This window comes from Methylobacillus caricis (genome assembly GCF_020532705.1).
Classification (GTDB): domain Bacteria; phylum Pseudomonadota; class Gammaproteobacteria; order Burkholderiales; family Methylophilaceae; genus Methylobacillus; species Methylobacillus caricis.
Genome location: NZ_JAJAVD010000001.1, coordinates 1,253,114 through 1,277,859, shown reverse-complemented (window position 1 = coordinate 1,277,859; position 24,746 = coordinate 1,253,114). Strand labels below are relative to the sequence as shown.

At 51.9% G+C, this 24,746-nt stretch carries 19 protein-coding genes; 15 read left to right on the top strand and 4 right to left on the bottom strand.

The annotated features are described in order from the left end of the window. Positions 1–27 precede the first annotated feature (27 nt). Positions 28–2,688, bottom strand: a complete 2,661-nt coding sequence (locus LG200_RS06045) for an Rne/Rng family ribonuclease (RefSeq protein WP_226756677.1) — start codon at positions 2,686–2,688, stop codon at positions 28–30. A gap of 582 nt (positions 2,689–3,270) precedes the next feature. On the opposite strand from LG200_RS06045, the gene LG200_RS06040 reads away from it, so the two are divergent. The 4 genes from LG200_RS06040 to LG200_RS06025 are packed head-to-tail and all read left to right on the top strand — an operon-like array spanning position 3,271 to position 6,181. After that, positions 3,271–4,260 (top strand): RluA family pseudouridine synthase, encoded by a 990-nt coding sequence (locus tag LG200_RS06040; protein WP_226756676.1) that lies wholly within the window; start codon positions 3,271–3,273, stop codon positions 4,258–4,260. After that, complete coding sequence (locus LG200_RS06035; RefSeq protein WP_226756675.1) at positions 4,253–4,909, top strand: HAD-IIIA family hydrolase; 657 nt, start codon at positions 4,253–4,255, stop codon at positions 4,907–4,909. The genes LG200_RS06040 and LG200_RS06035 overlap by 8 nt, the downstream gene beginning before the upstream one ends. After that, positions 4,888–5,250: a Rieske (2Fe-2S) protein gene (locus LG200_RS06030; protein WP_226756674.1), complete on the top strand. Its 363-nt coding sequence runs from the start codon at positions 4,888–4,890 to the stop codon at positions 5,248–5,250. Before LG200_RS06035 ends, LG200_RS06030 begins: the two co-directional genes overlap by 22 nt. Further along, complete coding sequence (locus tag LG200_RS06025) at positions 5,243–6,181, top strand: S49 family peptidase (protein ID WP_226756673.1); 939 nt, start codon at positions 5,243–5,245, stop codon at positions 6,179–6,181. The genes LG200_RS06030 and LG200_RS06025 overlap by 8 nt, the downstream gene beginning before the upstream one ends. 77 nt (positions 6,182–6,258) lie before the next feature. Here the strand turns inward: LG200_RS06025 and pgi are convergent, their stop codons facing one another. Beyond that, the gene (pgi, locus tag LG200_RS06020; protein ID WP_226756672.1) at positions 6,259–7,908 is read right to left on the bottom strand and encodes a glucose-6-phosphate isomerase; all 1,650 of its coding nucleotides are present in this window, start codon (positions 7,906–7,908) and stop codon (positions 6,259–6,261) included. A gap of 371 nt (positions 7,909–8,279) precedes the next feature. On the opposite strand from pgi, the gene rpsF reads away from it, so the two are divergent. The 7 genes from rpsF to radA all read left to right on the top strand — a co-directional run bounded on the left by rpsF (position 8,280) and on the right by radA (position 13,574). Further along, positions 8,280–8,666 carry a 30S ribosomal protein S6 gene (gene rpsF, locus LG200_RS06015; RefSeq protein WP_226757315.1) on the top strand — a complete coding sequence of 129 codons (387 nt, stop codon included), beginning with the start codon at positions 8,280–8,282 and terminating at the stop codon, positions 8,664–8,666. Beyond that, positions 8,667–8,966, top strand: a complete 300-nt coding sequence (gene priB / locus LG200_RS06010; protein WP_226756671.1) for a primosomal replication protein N — start codon at positions 8,667–8,669, stop codon at positions 8,964–8,966. Between the two features lie 11 nt (positions 8,967–8,977). Further along, positions 8,978–9,205, top strand: a complete 228-nt coding sequence (gene rpsR / locus LG200_RS06005; RefSeq protein ID WP_025869803.1) for a 30S ribosomal protein S18 — start codon at positions 8,978–8,980, stop codon at positions 9,203–9,205. Between the two features lie 11 nt (positions 9,206–9,216). Then, positions 9,217–9,666: a 50S ribosomal protein L9 gene (gene rplI / locus LG200_RS06000; protein ID WP_226756670.1), complete on the top strand. Its 450-nt coding sequence runs from the start codon at positions 9,217–9,219 to the stop codon at positions 9,664–9,666. 88 nt (positions 9,667–9,754) lie between these two features. Further along, a complete protein-coding gene (gene dnaB / locus LG200_RS05995; RefSeq protein WP_226756669.1) occupies positions 9,755–11,137 on the top strand; it encodes a replicative DNA helicase in 1,383 nt (460 codons plus the stop codon). Between the two features lie 2 nt (positions 11,138–11,139). Continuing rightward, positions 11,140–12,216 (top strand): alanine racemase, encoded by a 1,077-nt coding sequence (gene alr, locus LG200_RS05990; RefSeq protein WP_226756668.1) that lies wholly within the window; start codon positions 11,140–11,142, stop codon positions 12,214–12,216. Next, the gene (gene radA / locus LG200_RS05985; RefSeq protein ID WP_226756667.1) at positions 12,216–13,574 is read left to right on the top strand and encodes a DNA repair protein RadA; all 1,359 of its coding nucleotides are present in this window, start codon (positions 12,216–12,218) and stop codon (positions 13,572–13,574) included. Before alr ends, radA begins: the two co-directional genes overlap by 1 nt. Positions 13,575–13,585: 11 nt before the next feature. On the opposite strand, the gene glgB is transcribed toward radA, so the two are convergent. After that, positions 13,586–15,763 carry a 1,4-alpha-glucan branching protein GlgB gene (gene glgB, locus LG200_RS05980; protein ID WP_226756666.1) on the bottom strand — a complete coding sequence of 726 codons (2,178 nt, stop codon included), beginning with the start codon at positions 15,761–15,763 and terminating at the stop codon, positions 13,586–13,588. A 172-nt stretch (positions 15,764–15,935) separates the two neighbouring features. Between glgB and glgC the strand changes: the two genes are divergently transcribed. From glgC to LG200_RS05960, 4 genes are all read left to right on the top strand, one after another. Next, on the top strand, positions 15,936–17,219 hold the full coding sequence (glgC, locus tag LG200_RS05975) for a glucose-1-phosphate adenylyltransferase (RefSeq protein ID WP_226756665.1): 1,284 nt from the start codon (positions 15,936–15,938) through the stop codon (positions 17,217–17,219). Between the two features lie 65 nt (positions 17,220–17,284). Further along, positions 17,285–19,024: a glycoside hydrolase family 57 protein gene (locus LG200_RS05970; protein ID WP_226756664.1), complete on the top strand. Its 1,740-nt coding sequence runs from the start codon at positions 17,285–17,287 to the stop codon at positions 19,022–19,024. A gap of 54 nt (positions 19,025–19,078) precedes the next feature. Further along, complete coding sequence (locus LG200_RS05965) at positions 19,079–21,103, top strand: alpha-amylase/4-alpha-glucanotransferase domain-containing protein (protein WP_226756663.1); 2,025 nt, start codon at positions 19,079–19,081, stop codon at positions 21,101–21,103. 41 nt (positions 21,104–21,144) lie between these two features. Then, positions 21,145–22,068, top strand: coding sequence for an ROK family protein (locus LG200_RS05960; RefSeq protein ID WP_226756662.1), 924 nt, complete (start codon positions 21,145–21,147; stop codon positions 22,066–22,068). Between the two features lie 88 nt (positions 22,069–22,156). On the opposite strand, the gene LG200_RS05955 is transcribed toward LG200_RS05960, so the two are convergent. Beyond that, on the bottom strand, positions 22,157–24,733 hold the full coding sequence (locus LG200_RS05955; protein ID WP_226756661.1) for a glycosyltransferase: 2,577 nt from the start codon (positions 24,731–24,733) through the stop codon (positions 22,157–22,159). Positions 24,734–24,746 lie beyond the last annotated feature (13 nt).

The following is a 24,746-nucleotide window of genomic DNA, read 5'->3' as shown; positions in this document are numbered from 1 at the left end:
GCTTTTTTATGGTACCAATCCAGTCAATTACTTCTGTGTTTCTACCATTACCAGCGGTTCTGCTGGTGCAGATTCCGCAGCTGTCTTTTGTTGCCAGGCTGCTGGCTTGCGTGAACTACGTTTGGCAGGCTCCTCGACAGTGGGTGCAACTATCGCCTTGGCTGCATCAGCTTTTGTTTCAACTAGCTGCAGGCCGCTGGCTGCCAGATCAACAGGTTGCTCTGCAGCTGGTTCAGCTTTGCGGCGACGCGGTGCACGAGGCTTTTTCTCCGGCTTGGCTTCTGCCTCAACAGAGATTGCCTCTTTTGCAGCTTCAGTCTTTGCCGTGGATTTTTTACTTTCCACCACTTCAATGCTGCTGTCGCTTGCAGGTTTGGCCTTGCTTTCCTTGGCTTGAGTGGCAGCGGCAGGCTGCTGTGCAATCGCTTCAGCTTCGGTTTTAACAGGCTCAAGCGCTATCTCAGTCTTGGCAGTTTCTTTTTTCATGACTTCTGTCTTGGCCGAGCTAGCTGTTTCAGCCTTGGTTTCAGGAACGACAGGGGCTATAACTGCTGTCTTGGTTGTATCTTCAGTCACGGCCGGCTGTTGTTCAGCCTGAGCATTCTGACGATTTTCACGTGGACTGTTTTCATTGCGCGGCTGACGTTCACGGCGCCCGTTGCGACCACGACGGCCAGTGCGTTGTTCACCTTCTGCTACACCAGTTTCAGATTGCAGGGCAGCTGGCTGGCTATTTACTTGCTGTTGCGGCTTCTGTTGACGTTCGGTGCGGTCTTGACGCTCGGGTCTTTCCTGGCGCGGCGGCTGTTGCGTATTGGAACGCGTTTCCTGCGGCTGGCGTTTTTCATTATTGCCGCGGGTTTGCTCCTTGCGCTGCTCAGGACGCTCACTACCTTGCGCATTGCGTTCGTTGCGGTTGTTACGGCCATTGCGACGCTGGCTCTGGTTGCGATTGCCATTGTCACGACGCTGGGTTTCCTCAGCAGGCTTGGCCTCAGGCTTGGATGCTGTGACACTGGACAGCCAGGACTTGAAGCGGCCCAACAGTGAAACGTTAGCGACAGGCTTTTCCTTGGCGGTTGGTGCAGGGGAGGCCGGGGTAATTCCCTTGACAGCCGCTTCCACCTTGATTGCCTTGACTTCCTGGGCGACAACAGCTTCGATGGATTCCGATGGCAGCTCCACCATTTCATAGCTGGCACGACCAGTATCCTCAACATCATCATGGCGGATGCGTAAAATGTTGTAGTTGGGCGTTTCCATATGAATATTGGGGATCAGGACAACCTGTACACCCATGCGCTGTTCAATCTTGTGTATTTCAGCACGCTTTTCATTCAGCAGGAATGTGGCAGCTTCAACAGGTAACTGAACCTGGATCACTGCGCTGTTTTCCTTCATGGCTTCTTCCTGCGTGATGCGCAGGATATGCAGGGCAGTGGACTCTATGCCGCGGATATGGCCGGTGCCATGGCAGCGTGGGCAGGGAATGTGGTTGGATTCACCCAAGCTTGGGCGTAGGCGCTGACGAGACAGCTCAAGCAGGCCGAAGCGGGAGATCTTGCCCGTTTGCACACGCGCACGGTCATGATGCAGCGCGTCACGAAGGCGGTTTTCCACTTCCCGCTGGTTACGCTGGCTTTCCATGTCGATGAAGTCAATGACCACCAGGCCGCCAAGGTCACGCAAGCGCAATTGGCGTGCGACTTCATCAGCCGCTTCAAGGTTGGTGTTGAATGCAGTTTGTTCAATATCGCTGCCTTTGGTGGAGCGACCGGAGTTAACGTCTACCGAAACGAGGGCCTCAGTGTGGTCAATGACGATGGCGCCACCGGATGGCAAGCGTACCTCCCGAGAAAATGCCGACTCAATCTGATGCTCGATCTGGAAGCGTGAGAACAATGGGATTTCATCGCGATACAGTTTAACGCGGGAAACATTGCCTGGCATGACATGGTTCATGAACTGAACTGCCTGCTCATGAATGTCAGGGGTATCAATCAGGATTTCACCGATATCAGGCTGGAAGTAGTCGCGAATCGCACGGATCACCAGGCTGCCTTCCTGGTAGATCAGGAAAGGGCCGCTCTGGATGGTAGAGGCACTTTCAACAGCGGTCCACAGTTGCAGCAGGTAGTTAAGGTCCCACTGCAGCTCTTCCACGGTACGGCCGATACCAGCAGTACGGGCAATAATGCTCATGCCACTTGGGACTTCGAGCTGGGCCATGGTGTCGCGCAATTCGTTGCGGTCTTCGCCTTCGATACGGCGTGATACACCACCGCCACGAGGATTGTTCGGCATCAATACCAAGTAGCGGCCAGCGAGCGAGATGAATGTGGTCAGGGCGGCACCCTTGTTGCCACGCTCATCCTTGTCGACCTGGACAATCAGCTCCTGGCCTTCTTTTAATACGTCCTGGATACGGGCACGGCTGGCTTCGCTGTCGTTCTGGAAATAGCTGCGTGCCACTTCCTTGAACGGCAGGAAACCATGGCGGTCAGTACCATAATTGACAAAGGCAGCTTCCAGGGATGGTTCGATGCGGGTGATGACACCCTTGTAGATATTGCTTTTACGTTGTTCCTTGCCGGCAGACTCAATATCAAGGTCAATGAGTTTTTGTCCGTCGACAATAGCGACGCGGAGTTCTTCCGATTGCGTCGCATTAAATAGCATGCGTTTCATTTATTACTCCCGCGCTCTGAAGCGGGCAGCAGACCGTGCCATTTCTGGCGGCGGAGCAGTGCTATGACTGAAGTGCCGTATTGGCCTGTCATGCAGGTCACATTGACACGATACGAGCAGATTGAAATCCGCAGGAGGTAACGCGAAACAATAGTTTCTCAATTTTTCGGCTAGGCAGTTCTTTGCCTTCAGGCCGCTTTTCCCTGGGCGCTATCTAGCGCATGCAGTAGCATCTTGAGCTACTTGGAAAAAGATTTTCTAATACCGGTATGATTCGGTATCAGCTTGAATTTGTTAACGAAAGCTTTCGTAAACTATTGGGTTCTAAACCCCGATACGGCTATTCTGTCTCGGATTAGCCGACGTTATCGGCTAATATGCTATTTTTTTTCAGTATATCCTGGGCCGTGCGCCACCTTAAGAATCTTGGTCTGCGGCAGCTAGAGCGCATTGTTCCTGTTACAAAATCGCTACTTGTTTCAATTGGCGAGCGAGTTAACCAAGGTATTTTCCATTGCGGGTAAATCATTCCTGAAGAAGCGCTTAGCGCATTTACTTCAAGATCGTCGTAGTATAGGTGAGATGACTAATTTAAGCAAAACAAGAAATCAATTTAATCCCGCCGCAGTTAACCTGCTGACAATAGATGAGGCTAGCGAAGGGCAGAGAGTCGATAATTTCTTGGCAAAAACCCTCAAGGGCGTTCCTAAAAGCCATATTTACCGCATCCTTCGCAGTGGGGAGGTGCGCGTTAACAGCAAGCGTGTAGATTCCAGTTGCAAGCTAAACCTGGGAGATCAGGTGCGTGTGCCGCCTGTCAGGATGGCACAGCAGGCGGCTGAGGCCGCCCCCAAAACGCCAGCGGTGTCAAAATTTGAGAATGCGATTATCTTTGAGGACGATGCCATGCTGGTTCTGGACAAGCCTGCCGGCTTTGCCGTGCATGGCGGCAGCGGCATCAGCCGGGGGGTGATTGAGCAGCTGCGCCTGGAGCGCCCCCATGCCAAATTCCTCGAATTGGTACACAGGCTGGACCGTGAAACCTCGGGTGTACTCATGCTTGCCAAGAAACGCAGCGCCTTGGTGGCGTTGCATGACGCCATTCGCAACAACCAGACTGACAAGCGCTATCTGGTGTTGGTGCATGGACGCTGGAACGACCAAAAGCGCAAGGTCAAATTACCCCTGCACAAATATGTGCTCCCCAGTGGCGAGCGCCGAGTGTCGGTGCAAGAGGATGGGCAGGAATCGGAAACTATTTTCTACCTGCGTAAGCCGCTGGGAGAGTTTACCTTGTTGGAGGCGCAACTGGTCACTGGGCGGACACACCAGTTGCGGGTGCAATTGTCTCATCTTGGTTTCCCGATAGCTGGAGATGATAAATATGGTGACTTTGGCCTGAACAAGGCTTTGCAGAAACGAGGGTTAAAGCGGATGTTCCTGCATTCCGCGGAAACCATGTTGCGTCACCCCTTGAATGGAGAAAAACTGAAGTTGATTGCCCCTTTGCCTAAAGAACTTGAAAAGTTTGTCCAACTTATTGATTCCACTAGGGAGTTGCCCAGTGAGTAAGCGTTTTGACCTGATTGTGTTTGACTGGGATGGCACCCTGGCCAATTCCACGCAGATTATTGTCGACAGTATACGAACAGCTGCTGTTGAAGCTGGCCTTGCTGATCCTGGGCAGGAGTCAGCCAGCAGCATTATTGGCCTGGGGTTGCGCGAAGCTATCCAGCAATTGTTTGGTGTCATTACCAGTGAACAGCTCCAGCATATGGCAGAACGCTACAATGTGCATTATCACGCGCGGGAGAATGATGTATTGCTGTTTCCAGGGGCAAAAAATGCCGTGACGAGGCTCAATGAGCAAGGATATATGCTAGGGGTAGCGACCGGCAAAGGCCGCAGGGGCTTGAATCACGCGTTGGAGCATAGCGGATTGGGCACATATATACATGGTACGCGCTGTGTGGACGAGTGTTTATCCAAGCCACATCCGCAAATGTTGCTGGAGCTGATGGACGAGTTCGGTGCTGAGCCTGAACGCACATTAATGATAGGCGACACCAGTTTTGACCTTCAGATGGCGGAAAATGCCAAGGTTTCACGTATAGGCGTGACTTATGGCGCGCACCCGCTTGAGCGATTGTTGCCGCATTTGCCGCTGGCGCATTTCGATGAGTTTGCTACACTCGACCAATGGCTGGAACTGAACGCTTAATTTGCCATAGCCGCGATCTGGTGGATGGAGGGATGGGGGTGCGCTTTGACCTCCCAGAGCTTGGAGAGCGTATCGCCGGATTTGCTGTACGCTTCAACGGTAAGGTATACGCCTATATCAACCAGTGTGCACATGTGCCTATAGAGTTGGACTGGAATCATGGGGAGTTTTTTGATTTCAGTCAGCAATACCTGATATGTGCAACCCATGGCGCACACTATCAGCCTGATACCGGATATTGTGTGGCAGGGCCCTGCCGGGGCCGGACTCTGATACCTATACGGATAAAAGAGCAGGACGATAATATATTGATTAATTTTGAAAGTTTAACGAATGTCTGATAACCACCCTAATGGCTCCAACTGGGAGCGTGACACTCTGCATCAATTGGCACTTGCCTCTGTCAAGGAACAGCGGCGTGCGCGGCAATGGGGCATTTTTTTCAAGTCGATAGGATTTACCTATTTGTTTATTATCTTGTTCTACGCCTTGGGGTGGAATGCAAGTTCCAGTGCTTCGGTTGAGCATACGGCATTGATTGATATAAGCGGTGTGATCGGTAGCGACGATGCGGTGAATGCCGACTCGGTGGTATCCAGCCTGCAATCAGCTTTTGATAGCAAGGGCACCAAGGGCATTATCCTGCGTATCAATAGTCCTGGCGGTAGTCCGGTTCAGGCTGGCATCATTAATGACGAGATCAAGCGCCAGCGTAAGCTGCACCCCAATATCCCAGTGTATGCGGTAGTGGAGGATATCTGCGCATCCGGCGGCTATTACATAGCCGTTGCAGCAGACAGGATCTATGTGGACAAGGCTAGTATTGTCGGCTCTATCGGTGTGCTCATGGACGGATTTGGTTTTACAGGCATCATGGATAAGGTAGGAGTTGAACGCAGGCTGATGACGGCTGGAAGCAATAAGGCCATGCTGGATCCATTTTCCCCAGTGAATCCTAAACATCAGGAATTTGCCCAGCAGATGCTGGACCAGATTCATGCCCAGTTTATTGCGGTTGTACGTGAAGGTCGTGGCAAACGCCTGAAAGAAACGCCAGAAACTTTCAGTGGCCTGTTCTGGAGTGGTCAGTCTAGTATTGAAATGGGCCTGGCAGATGCGCTTGGCAGTTCGGATTATGTGGCGCGTGAGGTGATCAAGCAGGAAAACGTGGTGGACTTTACGGCCAAGGAAGGCTTGGCTGATCGATTTGCCAAGCGCTTGGGGGCAAGCGTCGGTGCCAGTTTTCTCGGCAAGAAGTTTAGTCTGGAATAAATTAAACAGCTAGGATATCAAGCAATAAGAAGCCACGATAAATCATCGTGGCTTTTTTTATTTTAATCAATCAATTGCTATCTGAATTTAAGGTAATTCATCAGGCCATTGGTTGAGCTGTCATACTCGGTTGAGTGTTTGCCGTCATTGAGTTGGGGAAGGATTTTCCTGGCTATCTGCTTGCCGTATTCCACCCCCCACTGATCGAATGAGTTGATGTTCCAGATGATGCCTTGTACGAATATCTTGTGTTCGTAAATGGCAATCAGCTTGCCCAGCATCTTGGGAGTAAGCTTGTCGAACAGAATGGTGGTGGTAGGGCGGTTGCCTTCAAACACCTTGTGCGGCAGCAGGACTTCGAGCTCCTCACCACTTAATCCCTGTTCAACCAACTCTGCCTTGGCTTCATCCAGCGTTTTGCCTTGCATTAGCGCACTGGTCTGGGCGAAGCAGTTGGCAAGAAGTATCAGATGATGCTCATTGCCATTGTTGCCAAGCTGGTATTGACTTTCCAGGGGCATCATGAAGTCGCAAGGGATCAGTCGGTTGCCTTGATGGATCAGTTGATAAAACGCGTGTTGGCCATTTGTGCCTGCTTCACCCCAGATGATAGGGCCGGTGGTGCATTGGACATTCCGGCCATCGCGGGCCACGAACTTGCCGTTGCTTTCCATGTCCGCCTGTTGCAGATAGGCGGGGAAGCGAGCCAGGCCTTGATCGTAGGGCAGGATCGCCAGGCTGTCTGCACCGAAGAAATTGTTGTACCACACGCCCAGCATTGCCATGATGACCGGAATGTTTTCTTCAAGTGGTGCGTTGCGGAAATGTTGGTCTATCTCATGTCCTCCAGACAGCAGGTCTTCAAAGTTGTCCATGCCGATATAGATCGCAATTGATAGGCCAATGGCTGACCATAAGGAATACCGGCCTCCCACCCAGTCCCAGAACTCGAACATATTGGATCCGTCAATGCCGAACTTTCTAACCTCTTCTGCATTGGTGGAAATGGCAACAAAGTGCTTGGCGACTTGGGTTTGGTCTTTTGCTGCATCCAAGAACCAATTGCGCGCCGATAAGGCATTGGTCATGGTTTCTTGGGTGGTGAAAGTCTTGGATGCCACAATGAAGAGGGTGGTCTCTGGATCGCAATTCTGCAGTGTTTGGGCGAGGTGGGTGCCGTCGATGTTGGAAACAAAATGAGCGTTGAGGCTGGCCTGTGCATATGGTTTCAGTGCGCCGCAGACCATGACGGGGCCCAGATCGGAGCCGCCGATGCCGATATTGACGATATCGGTAATACGTTTGCCGCTATAGCCTTTCCATTCGCCAGAGCGGATGAGTTCACTGAAGTTGCGCATCTGTTCGAGTACGCGGTTGACTTCAGGCATCACATCCTTGCCATCTACATAGATTGGCGTATTGCTACGGTTACGTAAGGCCGTGTGCAGTACGGCACGCTTTTCGGTGAAGTTGATTTTTTCACCAGAAAACATGCGCTCCCGCCACTCTTCCACCTTGGAGTCGCGCGCCAGTTTGAATAATAGGGGCAAGGTTTCATCTGTGATGCGATGCTTGGAATAATCCAGTAGCAGGCCTTCAGTCTTCAGGGAGAATTTCTCAAATCGTCGTCCGTCCCTGGTAAATAAATCACGCATCTGGAGGGGGAGGACTTCTTGATAATGAGCGCTTAGATCATGCCATACCGGGCAGTTTGTTGGGTTCGTCATTGCGAGTTTTATGTGTTTATTTAGGATGGGGTTTCTGGTCAAAATTTACTGGCATGAGGTTATCGATGCCAGTGACGGGTGACTGCATAATAATATAATAGGTCTAAATCCAAGTGATTTTGCCTGTCTCTCCATTAATGACCAGTTCAATCCTAATGATTCTATTCAATTCTGGATAAATAAACAATTTTAGTCTTAATGGTATGGGTGAACTTTGGATGAGCGGGTTTTGAAAGGGGTTCTATGCAATAGGATCCGGCATCTTTAGGAAATTGATTGATTAATTGGCGTTTTCTGGCTATGATCTCGGGTTTTCCACCTTGCCTTACCGTTTTCGCATGCGGGAGGCTGCTAATCCAAAAGGAGAGTATATGCGACATTATGAAGTAGTATTTATCGTCCATCCGGACCAGAGCGAGCAAGTGCCTGCAATGATCGAGCGCTATCGCACTCTGGTAACCGCCAACGGTGGTGCCATTCACCGCCTGGAAGACTGGGGCCGACGTCAACTGGCTTACCCAATCCAGAAAATTCACAAGGCACACTACGTGCTGATGAATATCGAATGTAACCAGGCTGTGCTGGATGAGCTTGAGCATGCTTTCAAGTTTAATGATGCCGTGTTGCGTCATCTGACACTGAGCACCAAAGAAGCTGTGACCGCGCCATCTCCAATGATGAAGGAAGAGAAGTCCAAGTCATTGCTGGGCGCTAAGGATGAAGCCGCTGCACCAGTTGCAGAGCAAGCATCTGCTTAAGTGAGTTTCAATCGGCTGGAGTTGAGCGCCGAGCTCGCAAAGATTGCAGAGCTACGCTACACCCCGGCAGGAATACCAGTATTGAGCTTTCATCTGCTCCATGTTTCTGAGCAGGTTGAAGCAAAATTGAAGCGCAGGGTTGAGTGTGATGTGCCGAGTGTGGCCATGGGCCAACTGGCACTGGAAACGCAAACAATTGCTGAGGGTACGCAGGTCAAAGTGACCGGTTTCCTTGCAAAGCGTAGTCTCAAGAGTGCGCAACTGGTGTTGCATATCCAAACATTAGAGAAAATTATCTGAAAGGTTTTATCATGGCACGTGACATGTTTAAGCGCCGCCGCTACTGCCGTTTCTCGGCAGAGGGCATCAAGGAAGTAGATTACAAGGATGCAGATCTGTTGAAGGATTTCATCAATGAAAACGGCAAGATCATCCCTGCACGTATTACTGGAACCAAGGCTAGATATCAGCGCCAGCTGACAACTGCAGTGAAGCGTGCTCGCTTCCTTGCGCTTCTGCCATACACTGACAAGCACTAAGGGGTTAGATCATGCAAGTTATTCTGTTAGAAAAAGTAGTAAACCTGGGTAATCTTGGTGACATCGTTAAGGTGAAGGACGGTTACGGCCGTAATTTCCTGATTCCTCAAGGCAAGGCAAAGCGTGCCACTGAAGCCAACAAGGCTGAGTTTGAAGTGCGTCGCGTGGAACTGGAAAAGCAGCAAGCCGCTCAATTGTCTGCTGCTCAACAACGTGGCGAGAAGCTGGCTGGCTTCCTGTTGCAAGTGACCCAGAAGGCTGGTGTTGATGGCCGCCTGTTTGGTTCCGTGACTACTGGTGACATTGCTGAAGCGCTGAACGCTCAAGGTTTTGAAACTGCCAAGTCTGAAGTGCGTTTGCCAGATGGTCCTTTAAAGACTATTGGTGATCATCAGATCAGCATTGCGCTGCATCATGATGTTGTTGTGGAAATTACTGTTTCTGTACTTGGTGAGCAATAATCTCACGCAGCTTTAACCGTGATTGAATAAAAAAGGCTGCTGATGCAGCCTTTTTTATTTTTGTCGGGCGTAATTGATATAATGCTGCATGGCTGACGATACCTTAGAATCCCTTAAACTTCCCCCGCATTCCGTAGAAGCAGAACAATCCGTATTGGGTGGGCTGCTGCTTGAAAACGAGGCCCTGGACCGCATTGCAGATCTGCTGGGCCCTGGCGATTTTTACCGACATGACCACAGGTTGATTTTTGATCACATCAGCCGCTTGGTTGAGCGCAGCAAGCCGGCTGATATCGTGACCGTGGCTGAGTCACTGGAGAACTCCGCCGAGCTTTCCAGTGTCGGCGGCTTGGCCTATTTGGGTGCGCTCGCACAGAATACGCCTACCGCAGCCAATATTCGCCGATATGCGGAAATCGTGCGCGAACGCGCGATCATGCGCAAACTGGTTGAGGTGGGGTCTGGCATTGCAGAAAGTGCCTACAATCCATTGGGGCGCGATGCGCAGCAGTTGCTGGATGAGGCCGAGGCCAAAATTTTCCAGATTGCCGAAGGGGGCAAGCGCTCTACCCAGGGGTTCCTGGATATGAAAACCATCCTGCCGCAGGTGGCTGACCGTATCGATTACCTTTATCAGCGAGACAATCACACTGATGTAACTGGTATTCCAACCGGCTTCTCCGATCTGGATTCCATGACTTCAGGCATGCAGGCGGGTGACCTCATCATTGTGGCCGGCCGACCCTCCATGGGTAAAACGGCGTTCTCCCTCAACATTGCAGAAAACGTGGCTCTGGATACCGGCTTGCCTGTGGCTGTGTTCTCCATGGAAATGGCGGCCACGCAACTGGTGACGCGTATGATAGGCTCGATAGGCAAGCTTGATCAGCATCGTATGCGTAATGGTAACCTTGAGGACGAGGACTGGGTGCGCTTGACGACGGCATTGGGCAAGCTGAATGAAGCCCCTGTATATATTGATGAAGGTGCAGGCCTCAGTTCCTTTGATGTGCGCGCACGGGCGCGCCGTTTGCACAGGCAAACCGGCAAGCTGGGGCTGATCGTCATCGATTATTTGCAGTTGATGACCGGGGCAGCAGGACGCCAGAGTGAAAATCGGGCAACTGAAATCTCGGAAATCTCCCGCTCGCTCAAGGCGCTGGCAAAAGAGCTGGATGTGCCCGTGATTGCGCTGTCACAGTTGAATCGAAGTGTAGAGCAGCGTCCGGACAAACGCCCGGTGATGTCTGATTTGCGAGAATCTGGTGCGATTGAGCAGGATGCTGACTTGATCTTGTTCATTTACCGTGACCAGGTCTATAACCCGGATAGCCCTGACAAGGGTACGGCTGAAATTATCATTGCCAAGCAGCGTAACGGCCCGATTGGCCGCGTCAGACTGACATTCCTTGGCGAAAATACGCGCTTTGAAAACTTCGTCGGTCAATACGACGACAGTTACGGCGAGTAAATATGCGTGCAACCCAGGCCACAGTGAATTTGGCAGCCTTGCGCCATAACCTCTCGGTAGTGCGTCAATATGCTCCCCACAGCAAAGTGCTGGCAGTGGTGAAGGCTGATGCCTATGGACACGGGCTGTTAAGGGCGACCCCAGGTTTGGAGGATGCCGATGGGTTTGGCGTGTTGCGCTTGAGCGAGGCATTGGCCTTGCGTGAAGCCGGATACAGCCAAACCTTGCTGCTGCTTGAAGGCGTGTTTTCTGCCGATGAGTTGATGGCAGCCGCCGAGCATGCCATCAGTATTGTCGTGCATAACGAGCAGCAATTGCAGATGCTTGAGCAGGCGGCGCCTCAGTTGCAACACCCGTTGCAGGTTTTCCTCAAAATGAATAGCGGCATGAATCGCCTGGGTTTCAGGCCAGATGCATTTCTCGCTGCATTAGAGAGGCTTGGGGCTTGTTCTGCCGTTAAGTCGGATATTGTCCTCATGACGCACTTTGCCACTGCAGATGACGAACGTGGGGTCGCACCAGCATTGGATATATTCCTGCGGGGTACTGCAGGTTTGTCATACCCGATTTCCCTCGCCAATTCAGCAGCGGTCTTACGGCACTCAACGGCGCATCATGACTGGGTGCGTCCTGGCATCATGCTTTACGGGGCTTCACCGGTGACAGGCGTGGCCGCCGCCAGTTATGGCCTGCAGCCCGTGATGCAATTGACCAGTGAAGTGATTGCGGTGCAGGAGCTGAAGGCAGGAGAGACTTTGGGCTATGGCGCCCGGTTTACGGCAGAGGACGAGATGAGAGTTGCCGTGGTTGCGTGCGGCTATGCCGATGGTTATCCGCGGCATGCGCCAAATGGCACACCGATTGCCATAGACGGCAGGATCAGCCAGACATTGGGCCGTGTATCCATGGACATGCTGTTTGCCGATCTTCGCCACCTGCCTCAAGCCGGGGTTGGCAGCAAGGTTGAATTGTGGGGGCAAACAGTGCCGGTAGATGCGGTGGCTGAGGCTTCAGGCACTGTGGGATATGAGCTGCTCTGTGCAGTGGCACCCAGGGTTCCTTTCAAGGTGGTGGGCTGATGGCCAAGGCTAAAACTGTATATACCTGTACCGAATGCGGTGGGCAAGCATCCAAATGGCAGGGCCAGTGTCCTGCCTGCCTGGCATGGAATACGCTGGTTGAAACGGTCGCTGAAACTACTGGCAATAATCGCTATGCCTCTTTGGCACAATCAAGCGGATTGCAGAAACTGGCAGATGTCGAGGCGGCAGATGTGCCTCGTCATCCTACTGGCATCAATGAATTTGATCGTGTCCTGGGGGGCGGCCTTGTGCCTGGCGGTGTGGTCTTGATCGGCGGTGACCCTGGCATAGGAAAGTCCACGCTCTTACTGCAAACCCTGTGTCATCTTGGCGCTCAGCGTAAATCGATTTATGTTTCTGGCGAGGAATCGGCACAACAGATCGCGATGCGTGCAAAACGTCTGGGCTTGAACGCCGGGCCGGTTGAACTGCTGGCTGAAATCAGTCTTGAGAGGATTATTCCCACCCTGCAAAAACATATGCCCGAGGTAGCGGTGATAGACTCCATTCAGACCGTTTATTCAGAGGCGTTACAGTCCGCGCCGGGATCGGTTGCCCAAGTCAGGGAATGTTCGGCTCAACTGACCAGATTGGCAAAACAGCTGGGCATTACCGTGATTCTGGTTGGTCATGTAACCAAGGAGGGATCACTGGCAGGACCGCGTGTACTGGAGCATATCGTCGATACCGTGCTTTATTTCGAGGGCGACCAGAATTCAAGTTTTCGCTTGGTGCGCGCCTTCAAGAACCGTTTTGGCGCAGTAAATGAATTGGGCGTATTTGCGATGACGGAAAAGGGGTTGCGTGAAGTCAGCAACCCTTCAGCCCTGTTTCTCTCCCACCATTCAGAACAGGTTTCAGGTTCATGCATTACCGTGACGCAGGAGGGTACGCGTCCCTTGCTGGTCGAGGTGCAGGCTTTGGTGGATGAAGCACATGCCCCAAATCCAAAGCGTTTGTGTGTAGGGCTGGAGCAGAATCGACTGGCGATGCTGTTGGCGGTGTTGCATCGACATGCCGGCGTAGCCTGTTTTGACCAGGATGTGTTTATCAATGCGGTGGGTGGTGTCAGGATTTCCGAGCCGGCGGTCGATCTTGCGGTATTGCTGGCGATTGTTTCTTCATTGAAAAACAAGCCGCTGCATAACAAACTGATTGTATTTGGTGAGGTTGGCCTTGCTGGTGAAGTGCGACCAGTTCAGCGGGGACAAGAAAGATTGCGCGAAGCGGCCAAGCTGGGATTCACCCATGCGATTGTGCCCAAGGCAAATATGCCCAAGCAGGCCATCAGTGGCCTGGAAGTCAAGGGAGTGGAGCGGCTGGAGCAAGCTTTGCAGTTGATGCGCGACAGCTAGCTTATAGAAGGCTAGTTATCCAGCTTGATGATCAGGCCGCCAAGTGGCGGCAAGGTTACAACCAATGAGTGTGGCTGGCTCATCCAGGCCATATTCTCTGATTTCAACCCAATACCGTTGCCATGGTTGGTTCCGCCATAACATTCCGCATCGCTGTTGAATAGCTCACGGTAATTGCCTGCAACAGGTATGCCAACCCGGTAACCTTCACGCAACACCGGGGTAAAGTTCAGCATGACCAGGACAAAGCTGCCATCTCTGGCTTTCCGCAGGTAGTTGATAATCGATTGGTCGCTGTCATTACAGTCTATCCATTCAAAACCGTGCGAATCGAAATCCAGTTCATATAACTCAGGCAGGTGCTTGTACAAATGTGCAAGGTCACGACTCAGCATTTGTACTCCCTTGTGCCAATGACTATCCAGTAAATGCCAGTCAAGGCTGGCATTGACATTCCATTCCCGGCCCTGGCCAAACTCGTTGCCCATGAAATTGAGTTTTTTGCCCGTAATGGTCATCTGATAGGTGAACAGCAGTCTGAGATTGGCGAATTTCTGCCATGCATCGCCCGGCATTTTATCCAGCAAGGAACGTTTCTCGTGTACGACTTCATCATGCGAGAAGGGCAATACAAAATTTTCAGTATAGGCATAAATCTGGCCAAAGGTCAGCTTGTCGTGATGATATCGCCTATGAATGGGGTCGTTGGCAAAGTAGGAGAGGGTGTCATTCATCCAGCCCATATTCCATTTCATGGAAAATCCCAGGCCTCCCAGATACACCGGGCGTGAAATCATTGGCCATGCTGTTGATTCCTCAGCAATGGTCAATGCGCCTGGAAAATCCTCATGGGCCATGATATTCAGTTGCTTGAGGAAATCGATGGCTTCCAGGTTTTCCCGTCCGCCATGGCGATTGGGCAGCCATTCGCCTGCCTTGCGTGAATAATCCAGGTAAATCATGGAGGCCACCGCATCAACGCGTAAGCCGTCTATATGAAATTCAGACAGCCAATAATGGGCGCTGGCCAGCAGAAAATTACGCACCTCATTGCGACCATAGTTGAACACATAGGTACCCCATTCCTGATGCTCACCCAGTCGCGGATCTGCATGTTCGAACAGGGCAGAGCCATCAAAGCGGGCTAACGCCCAGTCATCCTTGGGGAAGTGTCCCGGTACCCAATCGAGGATGACGCCGATATTTTCCTGGTGGCAGCGGTCTATCAGGTAGCGAAGATCGTCCGGGCTGCCAAAACGGTTGGTGACGCCGAAATAGCCTGTGGTCTGGTATCCCCAGGATTCATTCAGCGGATGCTCTGATATGGGTAGCAGTTCGATATGGGTATAGCCCATTTCCTTAACATAGGGCACCAGCTGCTCCGCAAGTTCACGGTAATTGAGGAAATGACCATCTGCCTGGCGGCGCCACGATCCCAGATGCACCTCATAGCAATTGAAAGGAGTATGCAGCCAGTCTGTACCGGCGCGGGTTTGCAGCCAGTGAGCATCTTGCCATGTGTATTGCTGCTGCTGGGTAATCTTGGCCGCGGTACCGGGGAGCCGTTCAAAACTAAAGCCGTAGGGGTCTGTCTTGACCATGACCTGGCCACTATCACGGTTGCGAATCTCGAATTTATACAGATCATCAGCCTGCAGGTCAGGAATGAATATTTCCCAAACACCGCTACTGCCATGCACACGCATCGGGTGCATGCGGCCATCCCATCGGTTGAAACTACCTACAACACTGACGCGCTCCGCATTAGGTGCCCATACGACGAAGCGGACACCTTGCACGCCTTGTTGGTCGCATAAGTGGGCACCGAAGGATCGGTAAGCCTCTTTTAACCTGCCTTCTCCAAACAGATACAGTTCGTCAGTGGACAAAGCCGTCCAGAATGAATAGACGTCATAGGTTTCCCAGCTATGTCCATCTTCCTCAAACCTGACGCGACAAGGAACGGGAGGGGCCTCCTTGCCCAGCCATTCAAAGACACCGCCTGCATGGCAACGGTGCAGGGCTTCCCATCCATGCACCGTATTGAGCCAGACTTTGTCGGCATGGGGGTGAAATATCCTCAGGACATAGTCTTTTCCATTCTGGTGTAGGCCAAGATACGAAAATGGATCGTGATGTTTTGCATCAAGAATCAAGGAAGATTGCGGGTCTTGTTTTGTCTTGGCCAATTTTTAAGGTCCCTGTTGGTTGGGTGTTCACTGTAGGATAAATCCTCTAGCCTAGTATGAACCTTCCTGCCTATAATGGTTTCAAGAGCAGGTCATTAAAGGCGAAAGAGCCCGGTTCGCGCTCTGTTGGCAATCAAAATAATAGCCAAACTATAAATCAGGAGGGGCAAAAATGCAGCAGCATGAGTTAAGTTCTTCGCGTTTTGTCAGCACGCTGACCAAAAACACTGTAGCCCTGATCCTTGCCGGCGGAAGAGGAAGCCGGTTGAAGGACCTCACCAACTGGCGTGCCAAGCCTGCCGTACCGTTTGGCGGCAAGTTCCGCATCATCGATTTTCCCCTTTCCAACTGCATGAATTCTGGCGTACGCCGCATCGGCGTTGTCACGCAATATAAAGCCCATAGCCTGATCCAGCATATACAGCGCGGATGGGGTTTCCTGCGTGGGGAATTCAATGAGTTTGTTGAGCTATTGCCGGCGCAGCAACGTATCCAGGAGGAATGGTACAAGGGCACTGCAGATGCCGTTTTCCAGAACCTGGATATTTTACGACAGACCAGCGCTGAGTTTGTGCTGATACTGGCAGGTGATCATATCTACAAGATGGATTATGGCCAGATGCTGGCCGCACATGTGCGTAACAAGGCAGACATGACTGTTGCCTGCGTCAATGTCCCATTACAGGAGGCCAGGTCGTTTGGCGTGATGGGGGTTGATGCTACTGACCGCGTAGTGGATTTTGCCGAAAAACCTGATGACCCCAAAGCCTTGCCAGATGATCCTACCCATGCGCTGGCCAGTATGGGGATCTATGTCTTCAATGCTTCTTTCCTTTATGAGCAATTGATACGTGATGCCGATGACCGGTATTCCACGCATGATTTTGGTCATGACATTATTCCTTATCTGATCAAGAAATATAGGGTATTCGCGCATCGGTTCACTGACAGTTGTGTCGGGGCAGCGGATGGCAACTACTACTGGCGTGATGTTGGTACGGTAGATGCTTATTGGGAAGCAAACATGGAGCTGACCAAGGTGGTGCCGGAACTTAATCTCTATGACCGGCAATGGCCGATCTGGACTTATCAGGAGCAGTTGCCGCCTGCAAAATTTGTTTTCGACAATGAGGCCCGCCGGGGGCTGGCGACAGACTCCCTGGTGTCTGGGGGATGCATTGTCAGTGGCGCAAGTATCAGAAACTCTGTGTTGTTTTCTGATGTCAGGGTGAATAGCTATAGCAGCATTGATCATTCAGTTATTTTGCCCAAGGTCGATATTGGCCGTCACGTGGTCTTGAATCGTGTGGTGGTGGACAAAGGCTCGAGGATTCCTGATGGCATGGAGATCGGCGTTAATCCAGAATTGGATCGCAAGCGGTTTTACGTATCAGAGAAGGGTATTACGCTGGTCACTCCGGATATGTTGGGACAAGCACTGCACCATGCGCGCTAACTGTTAGGAAGTCCCGACAACAGGTCGGGCTGGATACTTCAAGTTATTTTGATGTAAAGGTAGACATGAGCTCATCCCGACCAAAACTTTATTTAAACCTGTACTGGCACATGCACCAGCCTGATTATCGCGACACGATCACTGGTGAGTATGTGCTGCCCTGGACCTATCTGCACGCCATCAAGGATTACACTGACATGGCGTTCCACCTGGAAAGCAATCCTCAGGCCCGGGCTACTTTCAACTTTGTTCCGGTGTTGCTGGACCAGCTTGAGGATTATGTCGAGCAGTTCGATAACGGCCATATCCGCGATCCTTTGTTGGCACTGCTGACCAAGGAAGACATGAAAGTGCTGACCCTGGAGGAGCGCTGCCTCATTCTTGAAAGCTGCTTCAAGGGGCATCACGAAAAAATGCTGGCGCCTTTCGAGCATTATCAATGCCTCTACAACATGTATTGCAAGCTGGAGCCGTATGGCAAAAGCATGTTCAATTATCTTTCCGGGCAGTATATGGCAGATCTGCTTGTCTGGTACCACCTGGCCTGGACAGGGGAGAGTGTACGGCGCAGCAGCCAGTTGGTGCAGGACCTGATGGCCAAGGGCAGCCAATTCACCCTGGAAGATCGGTTGGCACTGTCTGGGTTGATTGTTGAGCTGATCAGGGGCTTGATACCACGTTACAAACAGCTCGAAACCGAGGGGCGCATCGAGATTTCCAGCACGCCTCATTATCATCCCATATTGCCCCTGCTCCTGGATTTTCGCTCTACGCGCGACGCCATGCCGTACGCCCCGTTACCGCATTTCTCGCACTACCCAGGCGGGAGGCTGCGTGCACGTGCCCATATAGAGGAGGCGCAGGCGTCCCATGCCAGACGTTTTGGCAGGGCACCGCAGGGAATGTGGCCAGCAGAAGGGGCGGTTTCCCATGAGGCCTTGTCCTTGATGGCCGAGCATGGCATTCAATGGGCGGCCACAGGCGAGGGGGTGCTGGCAAACAGCTTGTATAAATCTTTTGATGCCAGCGACTTGCCACCCCGCAATCAATATCTCTACCAGCCTTATCTTGTTAGCGGCGGGCAGGAGAATATCATTTGTTTTTTCCGGGATGACCACTTGTCGGACAAGATCGGCTTTGAATACTCCAATCTGCATGCTGACAGTGCGGTTGCAGATTTTATACACACGCTGGAGGTTATACAGCAGGACAACAATACCGAGCGCAATGCTGTTGTTAGTGTGATTCTGGATGGCGAAAATGCCTGGGAATACTATCCTTATAACGGTTATTACTTCCTGAGCCAGTTATACCAAGCACTGACAGAGCATCCCGATATTGAAATGACTACATGCAGCCAAGTGGTGGAAAAGTGCAAGCAACCAGTACCGGCCATTTCAATGGGTTGCTTGCCTGCGATTGCGGCTGGGAGCTGGGTGTATGGAAGCTTCAGCACCTGGATAGGCAGCAGTGACAAAAATAAGGGCTGGGACCTGTTATGTGAAGCCAAGAAAGCGTATGACTCGGTCTTGCAAGCCGGCAAACTCAGTAAGAAAGAGCAGGCTGCATGCGCGCATCAGCTGGCAATTTGTGAAGGATCCGACTGGTTCTGGTGGTTTGGTGATTACAACTCATCCCTCAGCGTCAGTAGTTTTGACCGCCTCTATAGACGCAACCTTGGCAATTTGTACCGTCTGCTCAAGCTGCCTGTTCCACCTGCACTGAGCGCTGCTATCAGTACTGGCTCCAGCGATTCGGATGCTGCCAATGCTGGCACCATGCGCCGAGGCCAGGAATCAGCCTAAGGCAGGATGTTGTTTTGCATTTACCTCAAATATTGAACAAGACAGGAGCATGATTTGGCTAGAACTGTTGCTTTGCTACTGGGTGTGCATGCCCACCAGCCTGTAGGGAATTTCGAGAGCGTGCTCGACGACGCACATGCGCGTTGTTATGGCCCTTTCCTCAGGGTGCTGTATGAATATCCTGCTTTCCGTTTTGCCATGCACATCAGTGGTTGGCTGCTGGAGTACATGATCAAGCATTACCCGAATGATATGGCGTTGTTGAAAGAAATGGTGGAGCGTGATCAGGCCGAGTTGTTCGGGGCCGGATTTACCGAGCCTGTCCTGGCATCAATCCCGGTGTGCGATCGGATCGGACAACTTGATGGCTTATCCGATTTTCTGCAGAAACAGCTGGGACAGAGGCCCCAGGGAGCATGGTTGACGGAGCGTGTTTGGGATTCCACTGTCGTACCGGCGCTGGTGGATGCTGGCATACGCTATGTGACGGTCGATGATTACCATTTTATTTGCACTGGTAAGGATAGTAGCCAGTTGGATGGTTTTTTCACTACAGAGGAAGATGGCAGGCAGCTGGATTTGTATCCTATCTCTGAAGCCTTGCGCTACCGGTTGCCGTTCTCGCCAGCTGATGAAGTAGTAGCCTATATTGAAAGCTTGGCGGATGAAGGCGGGCGGGCAGCTGCCATCTATTTTGATGATATCGAGAAATTCGGCATTTGGCCTGAAACCTACAACTGGGTCTATGAACGCGGCTGGTTACGCGGCTTTATTGAGGGAGTGCTCAGCTCATCAGTCATCCAGCCCATGCGTTACTCGGACTATCATGCCAAGGCCAAGACGCGCGGAGTCGTTTACCTGCCAACTGCCTCATACATAGAAATGAACGAGTGGACCCTGCCGGTGCCTGCGGCCCACCATTATGCAGATCTTGTAGCCCAGGAACGGCACAATAACCGCTATGAAATCACCAAGCCATATTTACGAGGGGGCATCTGGCGCAATTTCTTTATGCGTTACCCTGAGTCGAATTGGATGCATAAGCGCATGCTGGGCCTATCCAGGCGTTATCACGCGCTGCCAGAGAAAAAAAAGACAGCCGCTATGTTGGAAGCGCTGTATGAAGCGCAAGCCAACGATGCATACTGGCATGGATTATTTGGCGGCCTCTACCTGCCGCACCTGAGGAGGGCGGTATATAACGCTATCATCAGGCTGGAGGCATGGCTTGATCAGGCAGAACCGCGCGCAGAAATAAGCAGGATGGATATCGATCTTGATGGGGCTGAGGAGCTGTTCCTGCAAAATGGGGTATTGCAGGCAGTTACCAAGCTGGACGGCAGGGCCACCATTGTGGAGTTGGACAGCTACAAGCTCAACCACAATTTTGCCGATACTTTAACCAGGCAGGCCGAGCATTATCACCGGAAAGTGAATGCTGAGGATGACCATGCACATAACGGGGAAGGCATTGCAAACCCACATGAGCAGATGGGCTCCAAGCATGAAATCACGCAGGCGGACCTTGCGCTGGACGATTACCGCAAAACGCTTTTTTGCGACTTCTTCATTGAGCCTGATGATAACGTTTATGCGCCACGATATGAGTTGCAGGGGCCATCCCGGGCTGCGGCACTGGAGTTTTCAGCTTCTCTGCCCAATGATGCTGCAGTCCACTTATTCAAGACAATCAGGCTGGAGAAAAACAGGCTGATGGTAGGGTATCGGTTTTCTGGCGCGCAAACATTTGCGGAAAAATTGCGAGTTGAAGTCAATCTTGCCATGCCCAGTTGTGACGGCCCTGCTGGGCGTTTCCGGGCAGGCGAGGTGGTGTTGGGCGGCTTTGGCCAGCCGTTGGTACTGGCGGATTTGCAGTATCTGATCCTGGAAGATGAAGTGCTGGGGGGCACAGTGCGCCTCAAGAGTAATATGCCGTGCACTTATATCAGTCATCCACATTTTTCAGTCTCGCAATCCGAGGCCGGATTTGAAAAAATAATGCAGGCTGTGACTATTGTGTTGGAGTGGCCTGCCGTGGCATTGAAAGATAGACTGGATGTCGAGATTGAGATTTTATAAATCAATCAATTGAGATTACTTTTTAATGTAAAGAGTGATAAATGAGACCGGCCATTGGCATAGATATCGGCGGCACTAACCTGAGGATTGGTGTAGCGCAGGGCACGACAATTTTGTATGAAAACCGCTTCACTGCTGATTTTTCCTCAATCTGTAAACAGCATTCTCCCCAATTTGCCTGGCAGGAGATATTGCGCCTCACCATGGGGGCTGTCCAGGATGCTGTCAGCCATCATCCTGAGGTAAAGTCCATAGGGATAGGTTTTCCAGGGTTTATTGATCCAGCCAGCGGCCGGATTGCACAGTCACCCAACCTGCCGGGACTCAGGAGTGTGGATTTGGCTGGAGATTTGACTGAGTTGTTGCGTTTGCCGGTAGTGGTTGAGAATGATGCCTTGGTAGCGGCTTATGGAGAATACCTGCTACATGGAGAGCCGCAGAAAAGCCTGGCTTATATTGGACTGGGGACTGGCGTAGGAGGAGGTCTGATTCATGCAGGAAAGCCTTTTCCGGGAGATCATGGGATCGCGATGGAGATAGGGCACTTGATTGTTGACCCTGGTGGTAGGCCTTGTGGATGTGGCAATCAAGGCTGCCTGGAACAATATGCCTCTGCCTCTGGGGTGGCCATCAGTTATGAAAAGCTGAGCGGAAAGTATTTACCAACGGCCTTGATTGCCGAGCTGGCGAAGCAGGAGGATGCACTGGCATTGCAGGCTTTTCGCCAGGCAGGAATCTCTCTGGCCATGGGAGTGGCACACCTGATCAAGATTCTTGATGTGGAAAATATCCTGATAGGGGGCGGCTTGAGCCAGGCATGGATGTATATGAAAGATGCTTTCCAACAGCAGCTGGATCATGATCTCATCCCTGTATTAAAGCGCAAGAACAGGATCATCATTTCCCAGAGCGGGGACAAGGGAGGAATCATTGGTGCCGCTTATCTTTCAGCCGGGCATCATTGAAAGCCAAAAAGATTTAGCACCAGTAGTATGCAAATAAAAACGGCTATGGGATTTCATAGCCGTTTTTATTGGTCGCTGTTTGCTTTTCTTATGCTTTGGGCTTTCTATCTGGCAGCTGCGCAATAATCTGGCAGGCCAGCGTGCTCCAATAGGGCAGGGACTGCAATGTCAGCATGGTCACCCACAGCTGGGCATCGAGGTTGCTGAAACCGCGCGAGAACAGCATGGCGCTAGCAGCCGTGATCAATGCCAGCAAAAACAGGACTTCCTCGCGGATAGGCGTGAGCAGGCTTAAAATGCTGCCCTTTACGGCCTTGCCCTTGTTTGTGGTCTTGAAGACGCCACGTTTCTGGATTAGGCCCATCATGATGCCGCGGGCAATGGTATGCGACAGGCCCAGGCCGGCAAGAGATGCGCCGAGGATATCTGACCACTTGCAATCCATGGTCTTGCGGTAAAGGATAGGCCCTAGTGCCCCCTTGACCACAAGGAAGCACAGCACCGGTGTGAGCATGATTGAAACCGGCAGGCTGAACGATTTGGGGAAAGCCAGCATGGCCAGGGTCCAGCCTATTGAACTCAAGGTGAATATCAGTTGCAGGCCGTCACCCAGCCAGCCAAACCAGCCGGTCAGGAAATGATAGCGCTGGCCAAAACTGAGGGTGGATTTACCAAGCAGCTTGGGCATATGGTGCTTGAGGATCTGCATGGCGCCGAATGCCCAGCGGAAGCGCTGGGATTTCAGGGCCTCGAAGTTGGCAGGCGTGAGCCCGCGGCCAAAGGTCTTGTCTATATAGCGCAGTTCATAGCCGCCCTCGAGCAGGCGCAGGCCCAGTTCGGTATCTTCGCAGATGCACCATTCTGACCAGCCACCCAGGTCAACAAGCGCGTTGCGCCGCACTAGGGTCATGGTGCCGTGCTGGATCAGCGCGTTACGTTCATGACGGTGATGCATGCCAATACGGAAGAAGCCCTCGAACTCCCAGTTGCTCATGCGGCGGAAGAAATTATTCTCGAAATCACGATGTGCCTGCGGCGCCTGCACTACGGCGACTTCAGCATCAGAGAAGTGAGGCACCAGTACGGCCAGCCAGTCGGGAGTCACTTCATAATCCGCATCCACTACGCCTACAACCTCAGCCTGCGGGTCGGTTTCCTGCAATGCAAAATTTAGCGCACCAGCTTTGAAGCCAGGCCACTGCGGCAGGTGATAGAACTTGAAGTTGTCCGGCAACCCGCTCATGTATTCTTCTACCGGCTTCCACTTGGACTCATCCTTGGTGTTGTTGTCGATCACCAGCACTTCAAAATTGGTGTAATCCAGCTTTACCAGGCTGGCTATGGTGGCAATGACCATTTCCGGTGGTTCGTTATAGCAGGCAAGGTGAACTGATACGAAGGCTTCCTTATCTGCAGGGAGAGGCTCAGCAGGTTTGTAGGCGCGTTGCCAATAACCCTTGAACATCACTTCGCTGAACTCTACGGCATAGATCATAAGCACGGCTGAAGTCATGAGCAAAGCCATGATCAGTGCCACCAGGATAATCATGTCGCGCAATGAATAGTAATAATCTCCCGGCAGGTTCCAGGTTACCACCAGCACTGTGATACAGGCTTGCAGAAGGATCGCAAGGGAAATCTGCGCACCTGTGCCCCAATGCCTGAAGCGGATTGCAACAAACAGGATAGGTAGGAATGCAAGGCAGGAGCCCCATAATGCTTTGGATATCCAGCGCAAGTCCCTTGGCACTGCACCATGCAGAGAGTATTTTTCATGGCGCTCAGCATCGAACATGCCCCAATAGGCACCTGCCCAGCCCTCGATCTTGACTTTCCAGGGCTGGTCGATCGCCTCCATCAGGTAGTAATCGTAGTTTTCGTGGGCAGTCTTGGCGAGGAATTCGCGCACAAAACGTGCCTGGTTGACGTTGGAAGCAACTGAGGCATCAAGCGTAGGGCCCTTGCTCGGCCAGCCAATTTCACCAATCACGATTTTCTTGCGCGGATAGGTGTCCATTAGCTCCTTATAGCGCTCCAGCGCATAGTCGACCGCTTTTTCTGCTGGCACTCCTTCGTGGTATGGCAGAAGGTGTACGGCAATAAAATCCACATGCTTGACCAGTTGGGGATTTTTAAGCCATACATGCCAGGGTTCAGCGGTTGATATAGGTACGCGAGAGACACGGCGAGCTTCTTCCAAGTAGGCAATCATCTCATCTACGGTCAGGTCTGCCCGCAACAATGCTTCGTTCCCGACAATAATCCGCTCTATGTTGGGATAGAGCGCAACCCGGGCAAGCAGGGCATCAAGCTCCCGCGTGTTGTCACTCTTGTCTGGCCCCAGCCATGCTCCTGCCGTGACTTTAAGGCCAAGCTTTGCTGCCAGGGCTGTTGTCTCCGGGTTTTCCAGTGCGCCGTAAATACGGATGCGGTTGGTGTAGGGCTTGAGTAATTCCAGATCCTTCATGAGTTCGGAAGTACTCGGATATTTCTTTTCCTGCGGACTTTGACCGATTTGATAGCCACTGTAAGCAAAGCCATTGACGATTGGCGGGGCTTCGATCAATGGCAAGGCCCTGTTGATGAGTTCCCAGATCCCGAAATGCAGCAGGGTCACCGTGAAGGCAATAAGTAATGGCTTTGTGTATTTATTGATAAATTTCATAATGATTTTTTGT